Raw genomic sequence first — 23,691 nt, 5'->3', positions numbered from 1 at the left:
AATAGCCTGACGATGACCTACTTTCACACGGGAATCCGCACTATCATCGGCGCTGGCTCGTTTCACTGTCCTGTTCGGGATGGGAAGGAGTGGGACCAAGTCGCTATGGTCGTCAGGCTTGACTGGTTGGTTCATTGACATGGTCAATAAACCCAATTCGTAGAGTCAGCAGAACTTGGTTTTATCCAATCTGCACGCTGCAAGTTTTATCGCTTGGCAGCGGAATCAGCTTAATTTGATTGCGTCTTCGTAGCTTCGAAGAACGACATAACTTGAACACTCACCTTGAGACGTGCTGCGCACAGACTCTCAAAGTTATAGGGTCAAGCCTCACGGGCAATTAGTACTGGTTAGCTTAACGCATTACTGCGCTTCCACACCCAGCCTATCAACGTCCTGGTCTCGAACGACCCTTCAGGGGGCTCTAGGCCCCGGCAAGACTCATCTTGAGACGAGTTTCCCGCTTAGATGCTTTCAGCGGTTATCTCTTCCGCACTTAGCTACTCGGCAATGCCACTGGCGTGACAACCGATACACCAGAGGTGCGTCCACTCCGGTCCTCTCGTACTAGGAGCAGGCTCTCTCAATCTTGCAGCGCCCACGGAAGATAGGGACCAAACTGTCTCACGACGTTTTAAACCCAGCTCACGTACCTCTTTAAATGGCGAACAGCCATACCCTTGGGACCGGCTACAGCCCCAGGATGAGATGAGCCGACATCGAGGTGCCAAACACCGCCGTCGATATGAACTCTTGGGCGGTATCAGCCTGTTATCCCCAGAGTACCTTTTATCCGTTGAGCGATGGCCCTTCCATACAGAACCACCGGATCACTTTGTCCTACTTTCGTACCTGCTCGACTTGTCAGTCTCGCAGTCAAGCACGCTTATGCCAATGCACTATCGACACGATTTCCGACCGTATCTAGCGTACCTTCGAACTCCTCCGTTACACTTTGGGAGGAGACCGCCCCAGTCAAACTGCCCACCATACACTGTCCCCATCCCGGATAACGGGACAAGGTTAGAACCTCAAACACACCAGGGTGGTATTTCAACGTTGGCTCCATCAGATCTAGCGACCTGACTTCAAAGCCTCCCACCTATCCTACACAGATCTGTTCAAAGTCCAATGTAAAGCTACAGTAAAGGTTCATGGGGTCTTTCCGTCTTTCCGCGGGGAGATTGCATCATCACAAACATTTCAACTTCGCTGAGTCTCTGGAGGAGACAGTGTGGCCATCATTACTCCATTCGTGCAGGTCGGAACTTACCCGACAAGGAATTTCGCTACCTTAGGACCGTTATAGTTACGGCCGCCGTTTACTGGGACTTCAGTCAAGAGCTTGCACCCCATCATTTAATCTTCCAGCACCGGGCAGGAGTCACACCCTATACGTCGACTTTCGTCTTTGCAGAGTGCTGTGTTTTTAATAAACAGTTGCAGCCACCGATTCTCTGCGGCCTCATTGGGCTCACCAAGTAAATGGATCACCTACTAAAGGCACACCTTCTTCCGAAGTTACGGTGTCAATTTGCCGAGTTCCTTCTCCAGAGTTCTCTCAAGCGCCTTAGAATACTCATCTCGCGCACCAGTGTCGGTTTGCGGTACGGTCGTCAATAGCTGAAGCTTAGTGGCTTTTCTTGGAAGCAGGGTATCACTCACTTCGTCTGCAAGCAGACTCGTTATCACGCCTCATCTAATCCCCCCGGATTTGCCTAAGGGGCACGACTACACGCTTGAACCAACATATCCAACAGTTGGCTGAGCTAACCTTCTCCGTCCCCACATCGCACTATTGATCGGTACAGGAATATTGACCTGTTTCCCATCAGCTACGCATCTCTGCCTCGCCTTAGGGGCCGACTCACCCTACGCCGATGAACGTTGCGTAGGAAACCTTGCGCTTTCGGCGAGGGGGCTTTTCACCCCCTTTAACGCTACTCATGTCAGCATTCGCACTTCTGATACCTCCAGCAGGCTTCACAACCCACCTTCACAGGCTTACAGAACGCTCTCCTACCACGTGCAATAAATTGCACATCCGCAGCTTCGGTAACTGGCTTAGCCCCGTTACATCTTCCGCGCAGGACGACTCGATCAGTGAGCTATTACGCTTTCTTTAAATGATGGCTGCTTCTAAGCCAACATCCTGACTGTTTTAGCCTTCCCACTTCGTTTCCCACTTAGCCAATTTTAGGGACCTTAGCTGGCGGTCTGGGTTGTTTCCCTCTTGAGTCCGGACGTTAGCACCCGGTGCTCTGTCTCCCAAGCTGTACTCATCGGTATTCGGAGTTTGCATAGGTTTGGTAAGTCGCCATGACCCCCTAGCCTAAACAGTGCTCTACCCCCGATGGTAATACTTGAGGCACTACCTAAATAGTTTTCGGAGAGAACCAGCTATTTCCAAGTTTGTTTAGCCTTTCACCCCTATCCACAGCTCATCCGCTAGTTTTGCAACACTAGTCGGTTCGGACCTCCAGCACCTGTTACGGTACCTTCATCCTGGCCATGGATAGATCACTTGGTTTCGGGTCTACACCCAGCGACTATTCGCCCTATTCGGACTCGATTTCTCTACGGCTTCCCTATTCGGTTAACCTCGCCACTGAATGTAAGTCGCTGACCCATTATACAAAAGGTACGCAGTCACCCTTGCGGGCTCCTACTTTTTGTATGCATGCGGTTTCAGGATCTATTTCACTCCCCTCCCGGGGTTCTTTTCGCCTTTCCCTCACGGTACTTGTTCACTATCGGTCGATTACGAGTATTTAGCCTTGGAGGATGGTCCCCCCATATTCAGACAGGATTTCACGTGTCCCGCCCTACTCTATTCGCGCCTAGTTCCACAATCTGCATTTCTCATACGGGGCTATCACCCGCTGTGGCCGGACTTTCCATTCCGTTCTGATATACAAACTGCTAAAACGCGAGGGCTACTCCGATTTCGCTCGCCACTACTTTCGGAATCTCGGTTGATGTCTTTTCCTCGAGCTACTGAGATGTTTCAGTTCACCCGGTTCGCCACAATGACCTATGTATTCAGTCAGAGTTACTCCTTGCGGAGTGGGTTTCCCCATTCGGAAATCTCCGGATCAAAGCTAATTTGCCAGCTCCCCGAAGCTTATCGCAGGCTATCACGTCCTTCGTCGCCTGTAATCGCCAAGGCATCCACCACATGCACTTAGTCACTTGACCCTATAACTTTGACAGCGCTGACTGCACTGTCGTCAAGGACTCAATCCGATCTTGTTTCATCGGATTGTTATTTGAGTATTCACGCGTTACGCCGTTCTTCATACCTAATCAATTTCTTGCTTAGTTGAAGTCTATGTTTGACGCAATCAAAATCGCTGTTAGCGGCACGGTGTACCAGAAGGTACTTTCCGCTAACAGCGCTGATTCGACTCTACAAATTGTTAAAGAACAACAGCCGATCTTTGCAGACCAGAGCTGGTAAACCTCAGCGAACATTGCTATTCGCTAAGGTTTACCAACTGAGTAAGTGAAACTGGTGGAGGATGACGGGATCGAACCGACGACCCCCTGCTTGCAAAGCAGGTGCTCTCCCAGCTGAGCTAATCCCCCGGTTCAAATCTCGCGACTTGCCGTGGTGGGTCTGGCTGGATTCGAACCAGCGACCCCCGCCTTATCAAGACGGTGCTCTAACCGACTGAGCTACAGACCCACGCGAACCATGCGCATGAACTCTGTTGTTGTCGCCAGCCTGTCGAGGCCAGCTCAACAGGCTCACGCAATTTCACTCACTGTTGTGTGACAGCCGATAAGTGTGGGCGCTTAAAGCAAAGTGCTTGAGCTTTCGCTCTTTAGTGTGATCTTGCTCTGCCACTACCTAAGTAATGACGAGGCGCGATCTATCTAGAAAGGAGGTGATCCAGCCGCACCTTCCGATACGGCTACCTTGTTACGACTTCACCCCAGTCACGAACCCTGCCGTGGTAATCGCCCTCCTTGCGGTTAGGCTAACTACTTCTGGCAGAACCCGCTCCCATGGTGTGACGGGCGGTGTGTACAAGACCCGGGAACGTATTCACCGCGGCAAGCTGATCCGCGATTACTAGCGATTCCGACTTCACGCAGTCGAGTTGCAGACTACGATCCGGACTACGACCGGGTTTCTGGGATTAGCTCCCCCTCGCGGGTTGGCAGCCCTCTGTCCCGGCCATTGTATGACGTGTGTAGCCCTACCCATAAGGGCCATGATGACCTGACGTCATCCCCACCTTCCTCCGGTTTGTCACCGGCAGTCTCATTAGAGTGCCCTTTCGTAGCAACTAATGACAAGGGTTGCGCTCGTTGCGGGACTTAACCCAACATCTCACGACACGAGCTGACGACGGCCATGCAGCACCTGTGTTCTGGCTCTCTTTCGAGCACTCCCAAATCTCTTCAGGATTCCAGACATGTCAAGGGTAGGTAAGGTTTTTCGCGTTGCATCGAATTAAACCACATCATCCACCGCTTGTGCGGGTCCCCGTCAATTCCTTTGAGTTTCAACCTTGCGGCCGTACTCCCCAGGCGGTCAACTTCACGCGTTAGCTTCGTTACTGAGAAGAAACCCTCCCAACAACCAGTTGACATCGTTTAGGGCGTGGACTACCAGGGTATCTAATCCTGTTTGCTCCCCACGCTTTCGTGCATGAGCGTCAGTACAGGTCCAGGGGATTGCCTTCGCCATCGGTGTTCCTCCGCATATCTACGCATTTCACTGCTACACGCGGAATTCCATCCCCCTCTACCGTACTCTAGCTATGCAGTCACAAATGCAGTTCCCAGGTTGAGCCCGGGGATTTCACATCTGTCTTGCATAACCGCCTGCGCACGCTTTACGCCCAGTAATTCCGATTAACGCTTGCACCCTACGTATTACCGCGGCTGCTGGCACGTAGTTAGCCGGTGCTTATTCTTCAGGTACCGTCATGAGTCCCAGGTATTAACCAGAACCTTTTCTTCCCTGACAAAAGCGGTTTACAACCCGAAGGCCTTCTTCCCGCACGCGGCATGGCTGGATCAGACTTGCGTCCATTGTCCAAAATTCCCCACTGCTGCCTCCCGTAGGAGTCTGGGCCGTGTCTCAGTCCCAGTGTGGCTGGTCGTCCTCTCAGACCAGCTACAGATCGTTGGCTTGGTGAGCTTTTACCCCACCAACTACCTAATCTGATATCGGCCGCTCCAATCGCGCGAGGTCTTGCGATCCCCCGCTTTCACCCTCAGGTCGTATGCGGTATTAGCTGCTCTTTCGAGCAGTTATCCCCCACGACTGGGCACGTTCCGATATATTACTCACCCGTTCGCCACTCGTCAGCTTAACCTGTTACCGTTCGACTTGCATGTGTAAGGCATGCCGCCAGCGTTCAATCTGAGCCAGGATCAAACTCTACAGTTCGATCTTGAATTTACTCAACGGAATCGACTTAAACCATTTGCATAGTTCAAATCTAATTTCCGTGAGCGTTTAAAGTCCGAAGGACCGTCATCAGTCACCTGACAACATCACTTCACTTCAAACGCCCACGCTTATCGGCTGTGAATTCTTAAAGAACATCGCGCTTGAAACTCGTCAGCATTCGCTGCTTCGTTCCATCCGCGTCGCTGTCAAATCAGTTTGATTCGTCAGCAGCAAAGAAGCGAGATTCTAATCTGCTTTTTGCGTCGTCGTCAAGTATTTTCGAAAATTTCTTTCTCGATACTCATCGACTTGCTTTCCTTCACCACCTCCAAACTACTCGCTTTCGCGTTTTGTTCGTCAGCAGCAAAGAGGCGAGATTTTGATCTGCTTTCGCAGCATCGTCAAGTACTTTGCGAAAATTTCTTTTCAGAACTCTTCAGCACCCAACGAACTCTCCAGCTCGCCATCCAGACCTTTCAGCCCAGCTCCACCAACCACCTCACAACCATCCGCCGTTCCCGACAAGCGCTGCGTTGTGATCAGCGAAGCCCACGACTGTAGCATAGGTTTTTCTGTGTCCGCAAGGACGTCTGACAATTTGATCTGGCGCGGCAATTTCCAGGGATTGAGGTAATCAGCAACCTGTACGCCTAACTCGAAACCAGGCAGCCATCCGTGGCGGTTGCCCTCGGCGCCGAGCGGCCTGGCGCAAGCAGCAGCCGCAGTCAATGCACGGCTACTGCGCTGCGAGCAACGACCAGCTCCTTCTCGGCGGTGGCCTGAGGATCGTCGCTGTCCAGGATGTGCGGCAGGGCCGTAGCAAGGCGCTGCGCGTCAGCGCGCAGGATGCGCTGCTTGACGGCAGGAATCTGTGACGGGTGCATGGAGAAACTGCGCAGGCCCATGGCCAACAGCAGTTCGGTAAAGACGGGGTCGCCCGCCATCTCGCCGCAAACGCTGACGCCCTTGCCCGCCGCGCGCGCCTGGGCGATGGCCTGGCTGATCAGCTGCAGCACTGCCGGATGCCAGGGATCGTAGAGATGGGCAACTGCTTCATCGGCACGGTCGATGGCCAAGGTGTACTGGATCAGGTCGTTGGTTCCTATGGAGACGAAATCCACATGCCGCAGCAGCAGCGGCAGCATGACCGCTGCGGCCGGGATCTCGATCATGACGCCCAGCTCGACGCGCGTGTAGGCATGGCCGGCATCGGTCAACTGCTGCTGCACCTTGCGCACCGTCTCGACGATTTGCCGAACTTCCGACAGATGCGCCACCATCGGGATCAATAGTCTGACCTTGCCGAAGGCGCTCGCTCTATAGATGGCGCGCAGTTGCTGACGGAACATGCTCGGCTCGGCCAAGCTCCAACGGATGGCACGCAGGCCCATCGCCGGGTTGAGCACATGCTCGTGGCGCAGTTCGTTGACCGTCAACCGATCCAGCGGCTTGTCCGCCCCCACGTCGACGGTGCGAATCGTGACCGGCATGCCCTTCATCGCCACGACGGCGGCCTTGTAGGCAGCGAACTGTTCTTCCTCACTGGGCAGTTCGCCCTCACGGTTCATGAACAGAAACTCGCTGCGGAACAGCCCGACGCCCGTGGCCCCCGATTCCACTGCCGCCTCCGCGTCGGCAGGCATCTCGATGTTGGCGTGCAATTCGATGTGCTCGCCATCCAGCGTGACGGCCGGCGTGTGCCGCAGGCGCCCCAGCCGCGCGCGCTCCAGCTCACTCTGGCGCTGGCGGAAGCGGTACTCCTCCAGGACGATGGGCGAAGGATTGACGATGACCGTGCCCGCGTCGCCATCGATGATGACCCAGTCATCCTGCCTGATGAGGCGCGAGGCCTCGCGAGTGCCCACCACCGCCGGGATATCCATGCTGCGCGCGACGATGGCGGTGTGGGAGGTCTTGCCACCAATGTCGGTGATGAAGCCGCGGAAGACGCTGCGCTTGAACTGGATCATGTCGGCCGGCGCAATGTCGGCGGCCACCAGCAGCAGCGGATCCTCGCCCGCAAAGTCGCGTGGCGTGACGGGCGCAGGCGTGTCACCCCGCTCCTGGGACAGCGCACGCAACACACGCTCGACGACCTGCTCCAGGTCAGCCTTGCGCTCGCGCAGGTAGTCATCTTCCATCTCGTCGAACTGGCGTGCCAGCACCTCGAGCTGGGCAGACAGCGCCCATTCCGCGTTGTAGTGCCGCTCGACGATCCACTGGCTGGCGCTCCCGGTCAGGGCCTCGTCGTGCAGCAGCATCAGGTGCACGTCCAGCAAGGCCGCGAGTTCGTGGGGCGCGTCGCCTGGCAGTTCATCCCTCAACGTCTCCAGCTCCAGCACGACGGCGTCGCGTGCGCGCAGCAGTCGCCCAATCTCGGGCTGGACCTCGTCGGGCGTCACGAAATAGTGGGCGACGTCGACGCGGCTGGAGGCGATCAGCACCGCGCGACCGATGGCCACACCACGTGAGACCGCAATGCCGAACACCTGAAAACTCATCAGCACCCTCCGCAGATCAATCCCCAATGTAGCTTGAGCCACAGGGCTGCCGCGTCATGGTTTTTTCATAGGGCCTTCACCGCTGCGTCAAACCGCCGCCCCAGCATGCCGGGCATGAACCGCAGTTTGATCGTCACGCATGCACAGCCGCATGCCCCCGCCCTGCACCGCCCGGCGCGCGCCTCTTCCCCCCGCCTCAGCGTCAGCTGGGCACGCAGCGAAACGGAAGTTCGCGAAGCCCAGGCGCTGCGCTACCAGGTCTTCGCCGTCGAGATGGGCGCCCGCCTGCCCACACCCAAGGGTTCACCGGCCGGGCTGGACGTCGACCTCTTCGACGCCTATTGCGAGCATGTCCTGGTGCGCGCCGGGGGCGAGGACGACGAGCCCGGCCCTGTCGTCGGCACCTACCGCGTGCTGACGCCGTCCGCCGCCAAACGCGCCGGCGGCCTGTACAGCGACACCGAGTTCGACCTGACGCGCCTGCGCGGCCTGCGTTCCCGGGTCGCCGAGATCGGCCGCTCCTGCGTGCATGCCGACCACCGCAGCGGCGGCGCCATCATTGCGTTGTGGGGCGCGCTGGCCGAGTTCATGGCCCGCAACGGTCTGGATACCGTCATCGGCTGCGCCAGCGTCAGCATGCGCGATGGCGGCCACTTCGCGGCCAGTCTGTGGAAGCAGATCGCCGCCAACCACCTCGCGCCCATCGACTGCCGGGTGCGCCCGCGCCTGCCGCTGCCCATCGAGCACCTGCGCCAGGACCTGGTGGTGGAACCGCCGGCCTTGATCCGCGGCTATCTGCGCTGCGGCGCCAAGTTGATGGGCGAGCCGGCCTGGGACCCCGACTTCAACACCGCCGACCTGCCGCTGCTGCTGCGCACGGCCGATCTGCCGGCGCGCTTCAAGCGCATCCTCGGCTGATCACTGGCCTTCGCCGAACTTGTCGTTGACGAGGGCGGTGATCTGATCCTGCGCGGCTTGTTCGTCCTCGCCATCAGTCTCCAGTTCGACTGTCGCGCCGATGCCAGCGGCCAGCATCATGACGCCCATGATGCTCTTGGCGTTCACGCGCCGGCCGTTGCGGCTCATATAGACCTCGCACTTGAAGCTGCCGGCCAACTTGGTTAACTTGGCCGAGGCGCGCGCGTGAAGACCCAGCTTGTTGCTGATGGTGAGGGTGGACTTGATCATTCGTCGGGGGGCAAGGGAGGCATGGCGACGATGCCGGTGACCGCGCCCTGCATGGCGCGCCGTGCCAGCTCGGTCAAAGGCTTCTGGCTGGCATAGCAGAGGGTGCGCCACAGCATGGGCACGCTGACACCGCTAAGCACCTGCACCTGCTCTCCCGCCAGGCGCTGGGCGCCGTTGCTCGGCGTGGCGCCGAACACATCGGTCAGCACCAACCACTCGGGCTGGTCGGCCCGGGCCATCAGCGCGCGGGCAGCTGTCTCGACGTCGTCCGCGCTCATGCCAGCATCAACATCCAGCACGGTCAGCGTCGGCGCACAGTCGGGGAAGGTGTGTTCGGCCACCTGCCGCAGGGCGGAGGCCAGCGGTGCGTGGGCGATCACAAGCAGGTTGGGCATGGGGCAGGATGTTAGCGGGCGGTCTCCATGGCCAGCCCGGCACGGAAGCTTTCCCACGCGGCCGGGTCGTCCTGCGGCAGCGTCATCAGCGCCTGGTAGACACGGCCACCGTGAGCGAACACGGCCACGCGAGTGATCCCGCCCGCACCGGTCAGGCGGTACTCGGCAGCCTCCGGCAGCGGCGTCATGCCCGGCACCAGCAGCGGCTGGGCCGGCGGCAGCGGCTGGCCGAGCTTGGTGGCCAAGGCCTGGGGCATGGCCTTGAGGGCTGGGCCGGCCTGGGTCGGGTCGGGCCCATCAGCCCAGGACAGCGCGAAGCGCCCGCCGCCCGCTTCGCACTGGGCCAGGCCCATCGCACCCTGGCCGGCGTGAGCGGGGCGCTGCTCGATGTCGGGCTTGCAAGGGAAGAGGGCCACAGCGCCCGATCCGGTCGGCCTGACCTCGCGCCAGTTCAGCGTCGGCTGGCAAGCCGCCAGCAAGCTCAGCATTAGGGCAAATCCGGCAGTCGTGCGGCAGGGCATGGGCGAATTATCGACAGCGGCCCGAGGACAATTCCGCAATGCAAGAAATGCCCTCTCCCCAAGCCCCTCAGGCGCTGTCCGGCGTGCGCGTACTGGACCTGTCACGCGTGTTGGCCGGCCCCTGGTGCACGCAGACCCTGGCCGACCTCGGCGCCGACGTCATCAAGATCGAACGCCCCGGCAGTGGCGACGACACACGTGCCTGGGGCCCGCCCTATCTGAAGGATGCCGACGGCCAGGACACGTCCGAGGCCGCCTACTTCCTCGGCGCCAACCGCAACAAGCGCTCGCTGGCCGTGGATCTGGCCACGCCCGAAGGTCAGGCCATCGTCCGCAAGCTGGCGGCCCAGGTCGATGTGCTGGTGGAGAACTTCAAGGTCGGCGACCTGGCTCGCTATGGCCTGGACGCGCAAACCCTGCTCGCCGAGCACCCCGGCCTCGTCATCTGCTCCATCACCGGCTTCGGCCAGACCGGCCCCTATGCCGAGCGCGCCGGTTATGACTACGCCGTCCAGGGCATGGGCGGGCTGATGAGCGTGACCGGCGAGCGCGACGACCTGCCCGGCGGCGGGCCGCAGAAGGTGGGCGTGGCCGTGGCCGACCTGTTCACCGGCATGTATGCCACCGTCGCCATCCTGGCCGCGCTGCGCCACCGCGATGCCACCGGCCAGGGCCAGGTCATCGACATGGCCCTGCTGGACACCCAGCTCGCCATGCTGGCCAACCTCGGCAGCAACTACCTATGCAGCGGCAAGGCGCCGGGCCGCATGGGCAACGCCCACCAGAACATCGTGCCCTATCAGGTCTTCGAGGCCAGCGACGGCTATCTGATCCTGGCTGTCGGCAACGACCGCCAATTCGCCAAGTTCTGCGACATCGCCGGCCAGCCGGGATGGGCCACCGACCCACGCTTTGCGACCAACTCCGAGCGCGTGCGCCACCGCGCCCTCCTCGTGCCTCAGTTGGAGGAAGCCATGCGGCAGCGCCCTCGCGCCGACTGGCTCGCGGCGCTGGAGGCTGCCAAGGTGCCCTGTGGCTCGATCAACTCTATTGGTGAGGCGCTCGCCGACCCGCAAGCGCAAGCTCGCGGTGCCGTGGTTGCCATGCCCCATCCCTTGACGCCCGATCTGCGCCTCATTGCCAGCCCAATGAAGCTGTCGGCCACACCCGTGGCCTATCGGTTCGCGCCGCCGCTGCTCGGCCAGCACAGCGACGAGTTGCTGCAAGAAGCCGGCTGTTCTGCGGAAGAAATCACAAACTGGCGCAACAGTGGTGTCATTGCGTGAGGGCTAACCCACCCCCAAACCCAGGGTTTCCCCCTGGGTGGGGGATGGAGATGGCGGCGCGCTGTCCGCAGCATGCGCTCACGCACCGAGGCGGGCCAACCACCTAGAACCATCCGCCTCGGGTCCGCAGCCACCGGGTCATGTCCACACCGCCTTCTTCCGCGCCAGCAAGTGCCGCCAACGATGTCATGCCTGAGCCTTCACCGGTCCAGTGGGCGGACATCGTCCAGCAGCTGGGCGCCGAGATCGCCGGGCCGCTGAGCGCGGCGCTGGAGCAGATCCAGAACCTCGCCACCACCGGCCAGATCGACCGCCGCGGCCTGCGCCTGTTGAAGCGCAGCGTGGACGACGCTCGCACGGCCGGCATGCTGGGCCAGCAGCTCTCCCGGCTGGCCTCCGGCCGCCTGCGCCTGAACCGCGAGCGCCAGCACCTGACGCAGATGCTGCGCAGCGTGCTCGCCCAGCGCAGCCGCGAGACCCAGGCGCGCGGCGTGCAGGTTCGCCAGTCGCTCAAGCCCGTCGAGATCTGGGCCGACGGCGCCCTGCTCTTCGGCCTGCTGAATGCGCTGATGGACTGGGCGCTGGCCAATACGCACTCCTCCGTCGACCTGCGACTGGATCTGACGCCCTGGCCGGTCAAGGCGCGCCTGAGCTGCCGCTTCGCCCACCGCTCGCTGGAATTGCTCAGCGACGACGCCGACCCGCACGCACCGACGCCCGGGCTGGACTCGCTGGCCTGGCGGCTGCTGGAGCAAACGGCCATCACGCTGGGTGTGCTGCCACTGCGCGAGCAGGAGGCCGGCATCACGCTGCTGACGCTGGAGTTCAACCAGCTCGCGCCGGACGAAGCGCCGCCGCCGGACAGCACCAATGCCCGGTTGGAAGCCGAGGCCGAACGCATGGGCGGCAATTCGCGGCCGCTGGCGGGCTGCCAGTTGCTGATCGTGTCGGCCCACCGCGACATGCGCACCGAGGCCCAGGCCGCCGTGCGCCACATGGGCATGCTGGTGGATGTGGTCGGCAGCGTGGCCGAGGCCGAGCAGTTCTGCCGCGAGGGCCTGCCCCACGCCATGCTGTTCGACGCGGCGCAGATGAGCGAGCCGCTGCTGCAGCTCATCGCCGGCGTCATGCGCGACGCGCCGGACTTCGCCTTCGTCGAGATGTTCGATGGCGAGCACCGCACCCAGCTGTCCACCGCCACCGGTGACGGCGTGGCCCGCATCTCGCGCCGCCACCTGCCCGACGCCCTGCCCTCGCTGCTGATGTTCGAGCTGGCCAAAAGGGTTTAGCGGCTTCTCTAGAATCCGGGCCATGCTGACCCGCCGCGCCCTTGCCTCTGCCCTGATCTGCGCCGCCGCGCTGACGGGCTGTGCCCGCGAGCAGGCACCCGCCGTCGACTATGTGCTGCTGAACGGCCAGAAGGCCAGCTCGCGGGACTGGACCGGCAAGGTCATGCTGGTCAACTTCTGGGCCACCAGCTGCGCGACCTGCGTGAAGGAGATGCCGCAGATCGTGGCCACCCACGACAAGTTCAAGGCCCGCGGCCTGGACACTGTCGCCGTGGCCATGAGCTACGACCCACCGGCCTTCGTCGCCAAGTACGCCGAGACGCGCAAGCTGCCCTTTGGCGTGGCCATCGACAACACCGGCAGCGTCGCCCAGGCCTTTGGCTCGGTGCAGATGACGCCGACCACCTTCCTCATCAACAAGCGCGGCGAGATCGTCAAGCGCTTTGTCGGCGAACCCGACTTCGCCGCCCTGCACGGCCTCATCGAGCAGCTGCTGGCTGAGGCGTAAGCCCGTCGATGAAGACGGCCATGCGCGCCGCGATGAAATCGACCTCTTCCTCCAAAGCGAAGTGCCCCGTGTCGAGCAGATGCAGCTCGGCCTCGGGCAGGTCGCGCAGATAGGCCTCGGCGCCCGCCGCCGGGAAGAAGGCGTCGTTGCGACCCCAGACGATCAGCGCCGCCGGCCGATGTTCGCGCAGCCAGGCCTGCCAAGCCGGGTAGCGCGCCACGTTGCGGTGGTAGTCCAGCGCCAGGTCCACCTGGATGGCCTTGCGGCCGGGCAGGTCCAGGAAATGCTGGTCCAGCAGCCAGCCCTCGGGGGCGATACGCGCCGGCTCGCGGGTGCCGCCCTCGTATTGCATGCGCGTGACCTCGGCCGTCAGGATGCCCGTGACGGCTTCCACGGCACCTGGCCGGCCGGGCTGCAGCGCAACCATGTCACGTGCCATCGCGCTCAATCCCTCCTCGTAGGCATTGCCGTTCTGGATGACGAGACCGGCAATCCATTCTGGGTGGCGCTCGGCAATGCGCAGGCCGATGGGCGCGCCGAAGTCGAACAGGTAGGCGACGAAGCGGTCCAGGCCCAGCGCCTCGCAGAACCCCTCGACGACATCGGCCAGGCGGTCGAAGCTGTAGCCAAACTCGGCGGCCGGCGGCGCGTCGCTGAGGCCGAAACCCGGATAGTCGGGCGCGATGAGGTGGTAGCGATCCGCCAGCAGCTCCATCAGCTTGACGTACTGGCGCGACGATGACGGGAAGCCGTGCAGCAGCAGCAACGTCGGCGCATCCACCGGGCCGGCCTCACGGTAGAAGATGTTCAACCCGTCGATTTGGATGTTGCGATGGAAGATGGGGTGATTCATGGCGATCTCCTCTGGGATGGCTCCAGTGTGCTTTCCGGGCAGACCGCCCGGTAGCCGCGCTATCCTGCAAACACCTTGCACTTTGAGTGGAAGATGGCCATCAACGCCCTCGCCAACGTCAACCTCAACCGCCTGGCCGTCTTCGTCGCCGTCGTCGAAAAGGGCTCGCTGAGCGCAGCCGCTCGCCGGCTGGGTATCGCGACGACCATGGTCAGCGCCCACATGCAGCGCCTGGAGCGCGAGGTCGGCGCCAGCCTGCTGTTGCGCACCACACGCTCCCTGCGCATGACCGAGGCGGGTGAGGGCTTTTTCGATGCTGCGCGCCAGATCGTGGCCGACACCGAGCGGGCCATCGCCGCTGCCGCCGGAAACACGGCCGAGCCACGTGGCCGGCTGCGCGTGACGGCGCCGGTGGACTATGCCGAGCGCGTGCTGGCGCCCGTCGCCGTCGCACTGACGCAGCGCCACCCGCAACTGCAGATCGATGTGCTGGCTGTCGACCGGCTGCTGGACCTTGTGGCCGAGCAGATCGACGTGGCCATCCGCATCGGCCAACTGGCCGACTCCGAGCTGCGCGCGACGCGCATCCGGTCCTTCAGCGCCTACGTCGTTGCCAGCCCGAGCCTGCTCGAGGGACGCGCCGCACCCGCTCATCCGGGCGAGCTGGCAGCCCTGCCGCTGATTGCGCTGACCGTGCTTCCCCAGCCGCTGCAATGCCGCTTCAACGCCGACGGCGAGGCCGAACAGGCGGTGCGCTTGCAGTCCGTGCTGTCCTTCAACACCGCCTCAGCCCTGCGCAGCGCGGCATTGGCGGGTGGCGGCATGGCCATGCTGCCGGACTATCTCGTTGCCGACGACCTCGCCGCCGGCCGCCTCGTGCGCCTGCTGCCGGGCTGGCATCTGCCCGAAGGCGGCATCCACGCCCTCTATCCGGCCGCCCAGCAGCCACCTCGCAAGACGCGCCTGCTCATCGAGGCGCTGCGCGCCCAGGCCGGCGAATCCTGACGTTATGGACGTCCCACAAGCTCTCATGACCACCGAGGCGCCGCTGGACTGACACTGCGGCGATGCAAAAGACGCTTGCCGCCCTCGCCATATCCCTGCTGCTGGCTGGCTGCGCCCACCAGCCCCTGCCGCCACCGTCGCCACCCCGCATCGAGCCCACGGCCACACAGCTGGATGCCGCTCGCCGCGCCAGCCTGGACGCCACCGAACTGGCCAGCCTGCTCAACAAGCCGCTCTACCAGATGCAGCCGCGCGAGCTGGGCCGCTACCTGGCCTGGCAACAGCAGGACCAGCCGGCCCTGCGCCAGCGCATCGCGGCGCTGGCACGCAAAAACATCGGCCAGCCCTACGAGCTCTTCCTGCTGGGCGAGTTCCCCTACGAGACCTACGACGCCCAGCCGCTGTTCGACCTGAGCAAAAGCGACTGCGTCGTCTTCGTGGAACATACCTATGCGATGGCATTGAGCGCATCCTGGGAAGAGTTCTTCTGGATGCTGCAGCGCATCCGCTACCGCGACGGGGTCATCGGCACCGCCACGCGCAACCACTACACCGAAGCCGACTGGAATGTCGCCAACCGCTGGTTGGTGCAGGACGTCACCGCCACCCTGGGCGCGCCGACCCAGCCCTACCGCCAGCGCATCGACCGTCAGGCCTTCCTGCTCAAGCAGTTCAAGATCCGCCGCGACATCCCGGTGCAGAACTTCGACGATGTCTACGTTGCCAAGCAGGACGTGGCCGCTGTCGAGGCCCAGTTGCAGGACGGCGATTTCGTCAACGTCATCTCCAGCCGCGGCGGCGAGTCCTGGGCATCGCATGTCGGCCTCATCGTCACCGGCGCGGATGGCTCCCGTCGCCTGCTGCATTCAGCCGAGCCGCAGGTGCGCGAGGAGACGCTGCAGGGCTTCATCGCCCGCATGGCGGAACGCGATGCGCGCCAGGCGGGGCAGAACAAGGCGCAGCTGGCGGGCTTCAAGTTCCTGCGCCTGAACGAGGCGCCAGAAGTGCCGCCAATGGCGCCCCAGCCCCGCCCCGGGCGCTCCTGATCAGGCCGCCGTCGGGCTGACCGTCGGATTGAGGGCCGCGTGGGCCTGCTCGTCCGCGTGGTAGCTGGAGCGCACCATGGCGCCGACGGCCGCGTGCGTGAAGCCCAGCTCGTAGGCTTCCTTCTCGAACTGCTTGAAGGCGTCGGGCGTCACATAGCGGCGCACCGGCAGGTGATGGCCCGATGGCGCCAGGTACTGCCCGATGGTGATCATGTCGATGTCGTGCGCCCGCATGTCGCGCATGACCTGGCGGATCTCGTCGTCCGTCTCGCCCAGGCCGACCATGATGCCGCTCTTGGTCGGCACGCCCGGCACTTCCTGCTTGAAGCGCTTGAGCAGGTCCAGGCTGAACTGGTAGTCGGAACCCGGGCGCGCTTCCTTGTACAGGCGCGGCGCGGTTTCCAGGTTGTGGTTCATCACATCAGGCGGCGCGGCCTTCAGGATGTTCAGCGCGCGATCGGCGCGGCCGCGGAAGTCGGGCACCAGCACTTCAATCTGCGTCAACGGGCTCAGCTCGCGGACGCGTGTGATGCATTCGGCGAAATGGCCGGCGCCGCCGTCCTTCAGGTCGTCGCGGTCGACGCTGGTGATGACGACGTACTTGAGCTTCAGCGCCGCAATCGTCTTGGCCAGGTTCAGCGGCTCGTCGACGTCCAGCGGGTCGGGCCGGCCGTGGCCGACGTCGCAGAACGGGCAGCGGCGCGTGCACTTGTCACCCATGATCATGAAGGTGGCCGTGCCCTTGCCGAAGCATTCGCCGATATTGGGGCAGCTGGCTTCCTCGCAGACCGTGTGCAGCTTGTGCTCACGAAGGATCTGCTTGATCTCGTAGAAGCGGGTGGTCGGCGAGCCGGCCTTGACGCGGATCCAGTCTGGCTTCTTCAGCACCTCGGCCGGCACGATCTTGATCGGAATGCGCGAGGTCTTGGCCTCGGCCTTTTGCTTGATCGTCGGGTCGTAGGTGGTCGTGTCGGGCATGGTCAAGGCGTCGAGACTTCAAATTGTGCCGAGAGCCGCTCGGCGAGCCGCCCGGCCGCGGTCGACCAGTCGGTGAAAACCCCGAGTTTATCGAGGGATGTGGTTTCCAGCCCTTCGTATCCGCACGGGTTGATGCGCAGGAAGGGTTCCAGGTCCATCGCGACATTCAGCGCGAGGCCGTGATAGGTGCAGTGGCGGCTGACCTTGATGCCCAGGGCGGCGATCTTGGCCAGGCCCTTGAAGGCGTCCGCCGGATCGGCCGGGCCGGCCAGGGCCGCATGGCTGCCAGGGTCGGCCGGGCGCACATAGATGCCGGGCGCGCCGCCGACGCGCAGGCCGGTCACGCCATAGCTGTCCAAGGTTTGGATGAGGGCCGTCTCCAGGCGGAAAACGTATTCCTTGACGAAGATACCCAGGCGTCGCAGGTCCACGAGGGGGTAAGCCGTCACCTGGCCGGGGCCGTGATACGTCACCTGGCCGCCGCGTTCGGTGGCGACGACGGGAATGTCGCCGGGCAGCAGCAGGTGCTCGGGCTTGCCGGCCAGGCCCTGGGTGAAGGTGGGCGGGTGCTCGCAGAGCCAGAGCTCGTCCGGCGTGTCTGCATCGCGCGCCGCCGTGAAGGCGCGCATGGCCTCCAGCGTGGGCAGGTAATCGACCCGCCCGAGGGTCTTGACGATCATGCGGGCATCATAGGCAGACGCTGTAAGCCTTCGCCCACCTGAGCCGACTCGACCCGATGAAGACGCCACTGATTGCCGTTGCCCTGCTGCTCGCCGCCACCCTGGCTCGGGCCGTCCCGCTGCCCGACGCGCTGACCGCCTACGACGAGGGCGACCTCAAGGCCGCGGCCCAGGGCTTTGCCGAGTCCGCCCGGCGCGGCGAGGCATTGGGCCAGTTCAACCTCGCGATGATGAATCTGCGCAAGGAGCTGCCCGGCGCCAGCGACGCGAAGGCCTGGCAGTGGCTGCAGCGTGCGGCGGCGCAGAAGCTGGCACTGGCCGAGAACGCGCTGGGCGAAATGATCGAGCAGGGCCGCCACGGCAAGCCCGACGCGAAGGCCGCCTGCGGCTGGTTTGAGCGCGCCGCGCAGCAGGGCAACGGCGACGGTGCCCTCGCCACCGCCACCTGCTACTACCTCGGCCGCGGCCGGTCCCAGGACCTGGCCCAGGCCCACCGCTGGTATCTGGAAGCGGCCAAGGCAGGCGACGTCGGCGCCCAATACATCGTCGCGTCGATGTTCGAGACGGGGTCGGGCGTCGAGGCCGACGCGCGCCTGGCGCGCTATTGGTACGACATCGCCGCCAAGAACGGCGACGACGCGGCCAAGGCCAAGATCAAGGCCATGCAGGCCGGCGACGCGGCGACCTGATCAGAGCACGACCTTGACCATGGGATGCGTGGTCAGCGTGCGGTAGATCTCGTCGAGCTGCTCGCGGCTGGTGGCCGTGATGGTGATGGTCAGGCCGAGGTAGTTGCCGCCCTTGCTCGGGCGCTGCTCGATGGTGGCGGCATCAAAGGCTGGGTCGAACTGTCGCGCCACATGGGCGATGGCCTCGACGAAGCCCTCGACATGGGCGCCCATGACCTTGATCGGAAACTGCGAGGGGTATTCGATGAGCGATTGCTCGGGCGGAATGTCGGGCGGCAGGTTCATCGTGACCTCACTTGATCCACAGGCGCAGCGAATCCCAGGCACGACCGAGCAGGCCGGAGCCGGGCACGGCTTCCTGCACGATCAGCGGCACTTCGGCCACCGGCGCGCCGGCCGTCGTCGTCACGCGCAGGGTGCCGACGCGCTGGCCCTTGCTGAGCGGCGCCACCAGGGGGTCGGTGCGCTCGACCTGGGTTTGCAGCTTGGTGCCGTCGCCATGCGGCACGGCGACGAAGATGGCGTCAGCCGCACCGAGCCTGGCTTCCTTGGCCTCGCCCTTCCAGACCGGCACGGTCGCAATCGCCTTGCCGGCGTCAAAGATCTTGACCGCATCGAAGGCCGTGTAGCCCCAGTTCAGCAGCTTCTGGCTCTCGCTGGCGCGAGCTTCCTTTGACGCCGTGCCCATGACAACGGACAACAGGCGGCGCTTGCCGTTGGGGAAATCGCGGTTGGCGCTGGACACCAGGCAGTAGCCGGCGGCCTCGGTGAAACCGGTCTTCATGCCATCCACCGTCGGGTCGCGACGCAGCAGCAGGTTGCGGTTGTCCTGGCGGATCTTGTTGAAGGTGTAGTCGCGCTGCGAGTAGTAGACGTAGTACTCGGGGAAGTCCGTGATGATGTGTGAAGCCACCACCGCGATGTCGCGCGCACTGCTCTTGTGGCCGGGCTCGGACGTGCCGGTCACGTTCTTGAACTCGGTGTTCTTCAGGCCCCAGGCCTGGGCCTGGCGGTTCATCAGCTGCACGAAGTTCTCGACCGAGCCGGCGGCGCCTTCGGCCAGGGCCACTGCAGCGTCGTTGCCGCTCTGGATGATGAGGCCGTGCAGCAGCTCATCGACCTTGGGCGTCATCGTCGTGTCGATGAACATCAGCGAAGGATCACCCTTGCGTTCATCCCAGGCGCGCTTGGACACGGGCAGGGTCTGCTCCAGCGTCAGCTTTTTCTCCCGCAGCGCGCCGAAGACGACATAGGCCGTCATCAGCTTGGTCAGGGACGCCGGGTCATTGGCCGTGTCGGCATCACGCTCGGCCAGGGTCTTGTGCGTGGTCAGGTCGATCAGCACATAGTTGCGCGCCGCGAGTTCCGGTGGCTGGGGGGCCTGGGCCAGGGCAGTCAGCGAGAGCGCGGCGAGGAGGAAAGCAAGCAGTCGTTTCATGGATCGGTTCAGACGCAGCGACTAGATCTTCGTGGGATCGAACGCGCGCACCACAAGGGACTTGAGCAGCGGCAACTGCCCGTGGAAGAAATGGCCCACGCCGGGGACGACGGTCACGGGAAGGCCTTGCGGCCGCGCCCAGTCGAGCACGGCGGCGAGGGGCACAACGTCGTCGACCTCGCCATGGATGACCACGGTGTCGGCAGGCACCGGGGCGGTGTCAAAACGACTGGTCGCCGGGCCGACGAGGACGAGGCGCCGGGCCGGTTCGGCCAGGCGTTGGGCAGCGCGGGAGGCCACGTAGCCGCCAAAGGAGAAGCCAGACAGGATCAATGCCTCGCCGGGCGCGCGAACAGCGTCGAGCACGGCCAGCGCGTCATCAACTTCGCCACGGCCTTCGTCCCAGCCACCTGCCGATTGGCCGATGCCACGGAAGTTGAAGCGCACGGCCCGCCAGCCGAGTTGAATGAAAGCCCGCGCCAGTGTCTGCACGACCTTGTTGTCCATGGTCCCGCCCTGGGTCGGGTTGGGATGGCAGATCAGGGCCGTGCCCAGCGGCGGCGTGCCTGAATTGGAACCAGGCGGCAGGTCGATGGCAACTTCAATCTGCCCGGCCGGGCCGGGGACGAGGCGCTTCTCGGTCTGCGAATTCATCGGCCGACGGAATCCGGCAGCACCAGGCGCTCGACCACCTGGCCGTCGCGCAAATGGCGCTCAACGATCTCGTCCAGATCGCTCTTGTCGACCCAGGAATACCAGATGGCTTCCGGGTAGACGACAGCCACCGGGCCGCCGGCGCAGCGGTCCAGGCAACCGGCCTTGTTGACGCGCACGCCACCCTTGCCGGCCAGGCCGAGTTGCTTGACGCGCGACTTGCAGTGGTCGAAGCCGCCTTGCGCGTCATGGTCAGCGCAACTGGCCTCGCCATTGGTGCGCTGGTTCAGGCAGAAGAAGACGTGGCGCTCGTAGTAACTCATCGCCGCGGATTGTCTCACTGGGGCTTTTGCACCAGCCGGGCGGCGAGCCAGACGAGGGCGATGAACGGCCAGGTCCAGGCCACCCAGCGCGTCAGCCCATAGAGGTTGATGAAGCGGCCCTGCTCCCAGGCCTGCATGTTCAAGGCCAAGTAGGGGTCGCTGGGCGCCAAGCTGATGAGGCCGATCAAGGCGCACAGCACGAACAGGCCCAGGGCCGCCGCGACACGCGAGGGCAGCAAGCAGGCCACCAAGGCCAGCACGACGCCCAGGCCCACGCCGGGGCGTGTGGCATCGCTGAGCCAGGCCCATGCATGGTCGGGCCCGAAGGCCATCGCGGTTGACGTCGCCGTGCCCAGCAGGCCCAGCAGCACCGCCCCCCCGGCCAGCGCCAGCCGGCGCAGGCCGGAGCGAGCGACGGTGATCATCAACAGCACCGGCGCCAGCAGCCCGAGGGCGATGGCCAGCGCCTCCAGGCCAGGCGGCAGCTCATGCTCGACGGTGACCGCGTCGCCCCAGTTCAGCGCCCAGGGCGTGCCGGTCAGGGCATCCAGCAACATTCCCCGCCACCAGGGCAGCCATTGACCAAGGCCGAAAGGCAGCGGCGTCGGGTACAGCAGTGCCAGCGGCCACAGCGCCAGCAGAGCGAGGGCCGGTGCGCTGCTGGCGCCAAACCAGTGGTCGCGCACGTCCTCCCAGCGCTCCAGGCCCCCGAGGGCGCTGAGCACCAGGCCCAGGGCGGCACCGAGCAGGCTGCCGGCCGAGTTCAGGACCCAGTCAGACAGGGAGGGCACGCGGCCCGGCACGAAGAACTGCAGGGTCTCCATCGCAAACGAAAGCGCCGGCCCGGGCAGCAGGCCGAGCAGCAGCCCGCCGCGCACCCCCCAGCCCGAGCGCATCGCCGCAGCAAAACCGAGCAGGCCCAGGGGGATGTAGCCAATCAGGTTGGCCTCGACGTCGAAGGCCCAGAAGCGGGCCGGCCAGGGCAGGCTGAACAACCAGGGCAGGCCCATGCCGGGCGGCCAGCGCCAGGGCCAGAAGGGGTAGAGGCTGGCATAGGTGACCAGCCCCATATGGGCCAACAACAGCCAGGTGGCGGAGCTTTGACGGCGACGCACTTCCGACCTCAGAAGGGCTTGACGGTCACCAGCACGACGATGGCCGCGAAGAGCAGCACGGCCGTCTCGTTGTAGACGCGGAACCAGCGGTGGCTGCGCTTGTTGGACAGCGTCTCGAAGCTGCGCAGCAGGCGTCGGTTCATGTGGTGATAGCCGATGACGCCGACGACCAGCAGCATCTTGACGTGCAGCCAGTAGCTGCCGGCGAAGCGGCTGGCGCCCCAGCCCACCAGCACCCAGATGCCGAGCAGCAGGGCCACGCCCATCAGGATGCTGCTGAAGCGGTGCAGCTTGTGCGCCATCAAAAGCAGGCGCTCACGTTCGGCATGGCTGTCGGCCGGCACCATGGCCAGGTTCACAAAGATGCGCGGCAAATAGAAAAGGCCGGCAAACCAGGCGGCGACGAAGACGATGTGAAAGGCTTTGACCCAGAGCATGCAGCCATTATGGGCAGCACCGGCGTCAAGCACGGCCGCAGCGCGGACGGGCTTGGGGGAGAGTCGGACATGGGCCGCAGGCACACCGCACGAAGGTGCGGGTTGGGTCGCTCCGCGACACAACAGTCCGGTGAACACCAAAAAAAAGCCCCGGTTCAAGACCGGGGCCGAGAAAGCCTTATCGCTGTCATCACGCTAAGGCTCCTGCTCAGGGAGGAAAAGCAGGGAACGACCACCTTGCGGCTATCATTCAAAAACAAGTTTAGCGCGCTTGAGCGGTGACGTCAGGAATAAATGACGTCTGGATGTGTCAACCATCACGCGCCGGGCCGCACCCCCCGCAGCCTGAGGATTCGACTTGGCCCGCTACGTTTTTTCTCCCTCCGCCTTCCCTGCGGCGCGCCCGCGCCGCCTGCGCCGCGACGCCTTCACGCGCGCCCTGGTGCGTGAGCATGCGCTGAGTGCCAGCGACCTCATCCTCCCCGTCTTCATCCATGAGGGCGAGAACCGTCTGGACGCCGTGGCTTCCATGCCCGGCGTGTCGCGCCAGAGCCTGGATCACCTGCTGCGCACGGCCGAACAGTGCGTCGAACTGGGCGTGCCCGTCATCGCCCTTTTCCCCGTCATCGACGCCGCGCTGAAGACGCCTGACGGCGCGGAAGCACTGAATCCGAACGGCCTGGTGCCGCGCGCGGTGCGCGAGGTAAAAAAACATTTCCCGCAACTCGGCGTGCTGACCGACGTGGCCCTGGACCCTTTCACCAGCCATGGCCAGGACGGTGTCATCGACGAGACCGGCTACATCCTCAACGACCCGACCGTCGAGATCCTTGCCAAACAGGCCCTGGTACAGGCAGATGCCGGCGTCGATATCGTTGCGCCCAGTGACATGATGGACGGCCGCATCGGCGCCATCCGCCAGGCGCTGGAAGCCGCAGGCCACATTCACACGCGCATCATGGCTTACAGCGCCAAATACGCGAGCAGCTTCTATGGCCCCTTCCGCGACGCGGTGGGATCGGCTGCCAACCTCGGCAAGGCTGACAAAAAGACGTATCAGATGGACCCCGGCAACAGCGACGAAGCCCTGCGCGAGGTGGCCCTGGACCTGGCCGAGGGCGCCGACATGGTGATGGTCAAGCCCGGCATGCCTTACCTGGACATCGTGCGCCGCGTGAAGGACGAGTTCCGCGTGCCGACCTTTGCCTACCAGGTCAGCGGCGAATACGCGATGGTCAAGGCCGCCGCGGCCAATGGCTGGCTGGACCATGACGCCGTCATGATGGAGTCGCTGCTGGCCTTCAAGCGCGCGGGCGCCGACGGCGTGCTGAGCTACTTCGCGCTGGACGCCGCGCGGCTGCTGAAAGCGGGTTGA

21 protein-coding genes, 2 tRNA genes and 3 rRNA genes are annotated in these 23,691 nt (G+C 63.6%); 8 read left to right on the top strand and 18 right to left on the bottom strand.

Annotated features, from left to right (window positions below; genetic code table 11):
- Positions 1-4: 4 nt before the first annotated feature.
- The 6 genes from rrf to ptsP form a co-directional block, all read right to left on the bottom strand.
- A 5S ribosomal RNA gene (gene rrf, locus AC1DW0_RS25780) occupies positions 5-117 on the bottom strand.
- A gap of 202 nt (positions 118-319) precedes the next feature.
- Positions 320-3,198 (bottom strand): 23S ribosomal RNA (locus AC1DW0_RS25775).
- A 314-nt stretch (positions 3,199-3,512) separates the two neighbouring features.
- A tRNA-Ala gene (locus AC1DW0_RS25770) sits at positions 3,513-3,588 on the bottom strand.
- A 23-nt stretch (positions 3,589-3,611) separates the two neighbouring features.
- Positions 3,612-3,688, bottom strand: a tRNA-Ile gene (locus AC1DW0_RS25765).
- A 195-nt stretch (positions 3,689-3,883) separates the two neighbouring features.
- Positions 3,884-5,407 (bottom strand): 16S ribosomal RNA (locus AC1DW0_RS25760).
- Together the 16S, 23S and 5S rRNA genes with 2 tRNA genes alongside form the textbook arrangement of a ribosomal RNA operon.
- 728 nt (positions 5,408-6,135) lie before the next feature.
- Complete coding sequence (gene ptsP / locus AC1DW0_RS25755) at positions 6,136-7,911, bottom strand: phosphoenolpyruvate--protein phosphotransferase (protein WP_056194294.1); 1,776 nt, start codon at positions 7,909-7,911, stop codon at positions 6,136-6,138.
- A gap of 114 nt (positions 7,912-8,025) precedes the next feature.
- On the opposite strand from ptsP, the gene AC1DW0_RS25750 reads away from it, so the two are divergent.
- Positions 8,026-8,829, top strand: coding sequence for a GNAT family N-acetyltransferase (locus AC1DW0_RS25750; protein ID WP_457324980.1), 804 nt, complete (start codon positions 8,026-8,028; stop codon positions 8,827-8,829).
- On the opposite strand, the gene AC1DW0_RS25745 is transcribed toward AC1DW0_RS25750, so the two are convergent.
- The 3 genes from AC1DW0_RS25745 to AC1DW0_RS25735 are packed head-to-tail and all read right to left on the bottom strand — an operon-like array spanning position 8,830 to position 9,982.
- Positions 8,830-9,099, bottom strand: coding sequence for an HPr family phosphocarrier protein (locus tag AC1DW0_RS25745; protein WP_056194300.1), 270 nt, complete (start codon positions 9,097-9,099; stop codon positions 8,830-8,832).
- Positions 9,096-9,494, bottom strand: coding sequence for a PTS sugar transporter subunit IIA (locus AC1DW0_RS25740; protein WP_157281251.1), 399 nt, complete (start codon positions 9,492-9,494; stop codon positions 9,096-9,098). The genes AC1DW0_RS25745 and AC1DW0_RS25740 overlap by 4 nt, the downstream gene beginning before the upstream one ends.
- Positions 9,495-9,505: 11 nt before the next feature.
- Positions 9,506-9,982 carry a hypothetical protein gene (locus AC1DW0_RS25735; RefSeq protein ID WP_056194302.1) on the bottom strand — a complete coding sequence of 159 codons (477 nt, stop codon included), beginning with the start codon at positions 9,980-9,982 and terminating at the stop codon, positions 9,506-9,508.
- An 80-nt stretch (positions 9,983-10,062) separates the two neighbouring features.
- On the opposite strand from AC1DW0_RS25735, the gene AC1DW0_RS25730 reads away from it, so the two are divergent.
- The 3 genes from AC1DW0_RS25730 (at position 10,063) to AC1DW0_RS25720 (ending at position 13,098) form a co-directional block, all read left to right on the top strand.
- On the top strand, positions 10,063-11,301 hold the full coding sequence (locus AC1DW0_RS25730) for a CaiB/BaiF CoA transferase family protein (protein WP_457356208.1): 1,239 nt from the start codon (positions 10,063-10,065) through the stop codon (positions 11,299-11,301).
- Between the two features lie 188 nt (positions 11,302-11,489).
- On the top strand, positions 11,490-12,590 hold the full coding sequence (locus AC1DW0_RS25725) for an ATP-binding protein (RefSeq protein ID WP_056194306.1): 1,101 nt from the start codon (positions 11,490-11,492) through the stop codon (positions 12,588-12,590).
- Positions 12,591-12,612: 22 nt separating this feature from the next.
- Positions 12,613-13,098, top strand: coding sequence for a TlpA family protein disulfide reductase (locus AC1DW0_RS25720; protein WP_082532494.1), 486 nt, complete (start codon positions 12,613-12,615; stop codon positions 13,096-13,098).
- Here the strand turns inward: AC1DW0_RS25720 and AC1DW0_RS25715 are convergent.
- On the bottom strand, positions 13,070-13,951 hold the full coding sequence (locus AC1DW0_RS25715; protein ID WP_457356206.1) for an alpha/beta fold hydrolase: 882 nt from the start codon (positions 13,949-13,951) through the stop codon (positions 13,070-13,072). The two genes, AC1DW0_RS25720 and AC1DW0_RS25715, sit on opposite strands and share 29 nt — an antisense overlap.
- Before the next feature lie 99 nt (positions 13,952-14,050).
- Here AC1DW0_RS25715 and AC1DW0_RS25710 point away from each other — a divergent pair, with 99 nt between their 5' ends.
- Together AC1DW0_RS25710 and AC1DW0_RS25705 are read left to right on the top strand one after the other, a co-directional pair.
- A complete protein-coding gene (locus AC1DW0_RS25710) occupies positions 14,051-14,956 on the top strand; it encodes a LysR family transcriptional regulator (RefSeq protein WP_477948831.1) in 906 nt (301 codons plus the stop codon).
- A 62-nt stretch (positions 14,957-15,018) separates the two neighbouring features.
- Positions 15,019-16,002: an N-acetylmuramoyl-L-alanine amidase-like domain-containing protein gene (locus AC1DW0_RS25705; RefSeq protein WP_477948824.1), complete on the top strand. Its 984-nt coding sequence runs from the start codon at positions 15,019-15,021 to the stop codon at positions 16,000-16,002.
- On the opposite strand, the gene lipA is transcribed toward AC1DW0_RS25705, so the two are convergent.
- The gene (gene lipA, locus AC1DW0_RS25700; RefSeq protein ID WP_457391361.1) at positions 16,003-16,980 is read right to left on the bottom strand and encodes a lipoyl synthase; all 978 of its coding nucleotides are present in this window, start codon (positions 16,978-16,980) and stop codon (positions 16,003-16,005) included.
- Between the two features lie 2 nt (positions 16,981-16,982).
- Positions 16,983-17,660, bottom strand: coding sequence for a lipoyl(octanoyl) transferase LipB (lipB, locus tag AC1DW0_RS25695; protein ID WP_477948822.1), 678 nt, complete (start codon positions 17,658-17,660; stop codon positions 16,983-16,985).
- Positions 17,661-17,716: 56 nt separating this feature from the next.
- Here lipB and AC1DW0_RS25690 point away from each other — a divergent pair, with 56 nt between their 5' ends.
- Positions 17,717-18,349, top strand: a complete 633-nt coding sequence (locus tag AC1DW0_RS25690) for a tetratricopeptide repeat protein (protein ID WP_477948820.1) — start codon at positions 17,717-17,719, stop codon at positions 18,347-18,349.
- Here the strand turns inward: AC1DW0_RS25690 and AC1DW0_RS25685 are convergent, their stop codons facing one another.
- From AC1DW0_RS25685 to AC1DW0_RS25660, 6 genes are read right to left on the bottom strand one after another with little or no spacing between them, the layout of a single operon-like run.
- Positions 18,350-18,634, bottom strand: coding sequence for a DUF493 family protein (locus AC1DW0_RS25685; protein ID WP_056194323.1), 285 nt, complete (start codon positions 18,632-18,634; stop codon positions 18,350-18,352).
- A gap of 7 nt (positions 18,635-18,641) precedes the next feature.
- Complete coding sequence (locus AC1DW0_RS25680) at positions 18,642-19,787, bottom strand: D-alanyl-D-alanine carboxypeptidase family protein (RefSeq protein ID WP_056194327.1); 1,146 nt, start codon at positions 19,785-19,787, stop codon at positions 18,642-18,644.
- 21 nt (positions 19,788-19,808) lie between these two features.
- On the bottom strand, positions 19,809-20,441 hold the full coding sequence (locus tag AC1DW0_RS25675; protein ID WP_056194330.1) for an alpha/beta hydrolase: 633 nt from the start codon (positions 20,439-20,441) through the stop codon (positions 19,809-19,811).
- On the bottom strand, positions 20,438-20,764 hold the full coding sequence (locus AC1DW0_RS25670) for a (2Fe-2S) ferredoxin domain-containing protein (protein ID WP_056194333.1): 327 nt from the start codon (positions 20,762-20,764) through the stop codon (positions 20,438-20,440). Before AC1DW0_RS25670 ends, AC1DW0_RS25675 begins: the two co-directional genes overlap by 4 nt.
- 14 nt (positions 20,765-20,778) lie before the next feature.
- A complete protein-coding gene (locus tag AC1DW0_RS25665; protein ID WP_457356199.1) occupies positions 20,779-21,879 on the bottom strand; it encodes a VanZ family protein in 1,101 nt (366 codons plus the stop codon).
- Positions 21,880-21,887: 8 nt separating this feature from the next.
- Positions 21,888-22,316, bottom strand: coding sequence for a CopD family protein (locus tag AC1DW0_RS25660; RefSeq protein ID WP_056194341.1), 429 nt, complete (start codon positions 22,314-22,316; stop codon positions 21,888-21,890).
- Positions 22,317-22,674: 358 nt separating this feature from the next.
- Between AC1DW0_RS25660 and hemB the strand changes: the two genes are divergently transcribed.
- Entirely contained in the window at positions 22,675-23,691 is a 1,017-nt protein-coding gene (gene hemB / locus AC1DW0_RS25655) for a porphobilinogen synthase (protein WP_457356198.1), read from the top strand.

Source organism: Roseateles sp. P4_D2, assembly GCF_056401875.1.
Note: the sequence above shows the minus strand (reverse complement) of the source record. Positions and strands in the feature narration are given on the sequence as shown.

Coding starts and splice junctions, on each gene's coding strand:
- ptsP (WP_056194294.1), bottom strand. CDS start 7,911: ATGAGTTTTCAGGTGTTCGGCATTGCGGTCTCACGTGGTGTGGCCATC.
- AC1DW0_RS25750 (WP_457324980.1), top strand. CDS start 8,026: ATGAACCGCAGTTTGATCGTCACGCATGCACAGCCGCATGCCCCCGCC.
- AC1DW0_RS25745 (WP_056194300.1), bottom strand. CDS start 9,099: ATGATCAAGTCCACCCTCACCATCAGCAACAAGCTGGGTCTTCACGCG.
- AC1DW0_RS25740 (WP_157281251.1), bottom strand. CDS start 9,494: ATGCCCAACCTGCTTGTGATCGCCCACGCACCGCTGGCCTCCGCCCTG.
- AC1DW0_RS25735 (WP_056194302.1), bottom strand. CDS start 9,982: ATGCTGAGCTTGCTGGCGGCTTGCCAGCCGACGCTGAACTGGCGCGAG.
- AC1DW0_RS25730 (WP_457356208.1), top strand. CDS start 10,063: ATGCCCTCTCCCCAAGCCCCTCAGGCGCTGTCCGGCGTGCGCGTACTG.
- AC1DW0_RS25725 (WP_056194306.1), top strand. CDS start 11,490: ATGCCTGAGCCTTCACCGGTCCAGTGGGCGGACATCGTCCAGCAGCTG.
- AC1DW0_RS25720 (WP_082532494.1), top strand. CDS start 12,613: ATGCTGACCCGCCGCGCCCTTGCCTCTGCCCTGATCTGCGCCGCCGCG.
- AC1DW0_RS25715 (WP_457356206.1), bottom strand. CDS start 13,951: ATGAATCACCCCATCTTCCATCGCAACATCCAAATCGACGGGTTGAAC.
- AC1DW0_RS25705 (WP_477948824.1), top strand. CDS start 15,019: ATGCAAAAGACGCTTGCCGCCCTCGCCATATCCCTGCTGCTGGCTGGC.
- lipA (WP_457391361.1), bottom strand. CDS start 16,980: ATGCCCGACACGACCACCTACGACCCGACGATCAAGCAAAAGGCCGAG.
- lipB (WP_477948822.1), bottom strand. CDS start 17,660: ATGATCGTCAAGACCCTCGGGCGGGTCGATTACCTGCCCACGCTGGAG.
- AC1DW0_RS25690 (WP_477948820.1), top strand. CDS start 17,717: ATGAAGACGCCACTGATTGCCGTTGCCCTGCTGCTCGCCGCCACCCTG.
- AC1DW0_RS25685 (WP_056194323.1), bottom strand. CDS start 18,634: ATGAACCTGCCGCCCGACATTCCGCCCGAGCAATCGCTCATCGAATAC.
- AC1DW0_RS25680 (WP_056194327.1), bottom strand. CDS start 19,787: ATGAAACGACTGCTTGCTTTCCTCCTCGCCGCGCTCTCGCTGACTGCC.
- AC1DW0_RS25675 (WP_056194330.1), bottom strand. CDS start 20,441: ATGAATTCGCAGACCGAGAAGCGCCTCGTCCCCGGCCCGGCCGGGCAG.
- AC1DW0_RS25670 (WP_056194333.1), bottom strand. CDS start 20,764: ATGAGTTACTACGAGCGCCACGTCTTCTTCTGCCTGAACCAGCGCACC.
- AC1DW0_RS25660 (WP_056194341.1), bottom strand. CDS start 22,316: ATGCTCTGGGTCAAAGCCTTTCACATCGTCTTCGTCGCCGCCTGGTTT.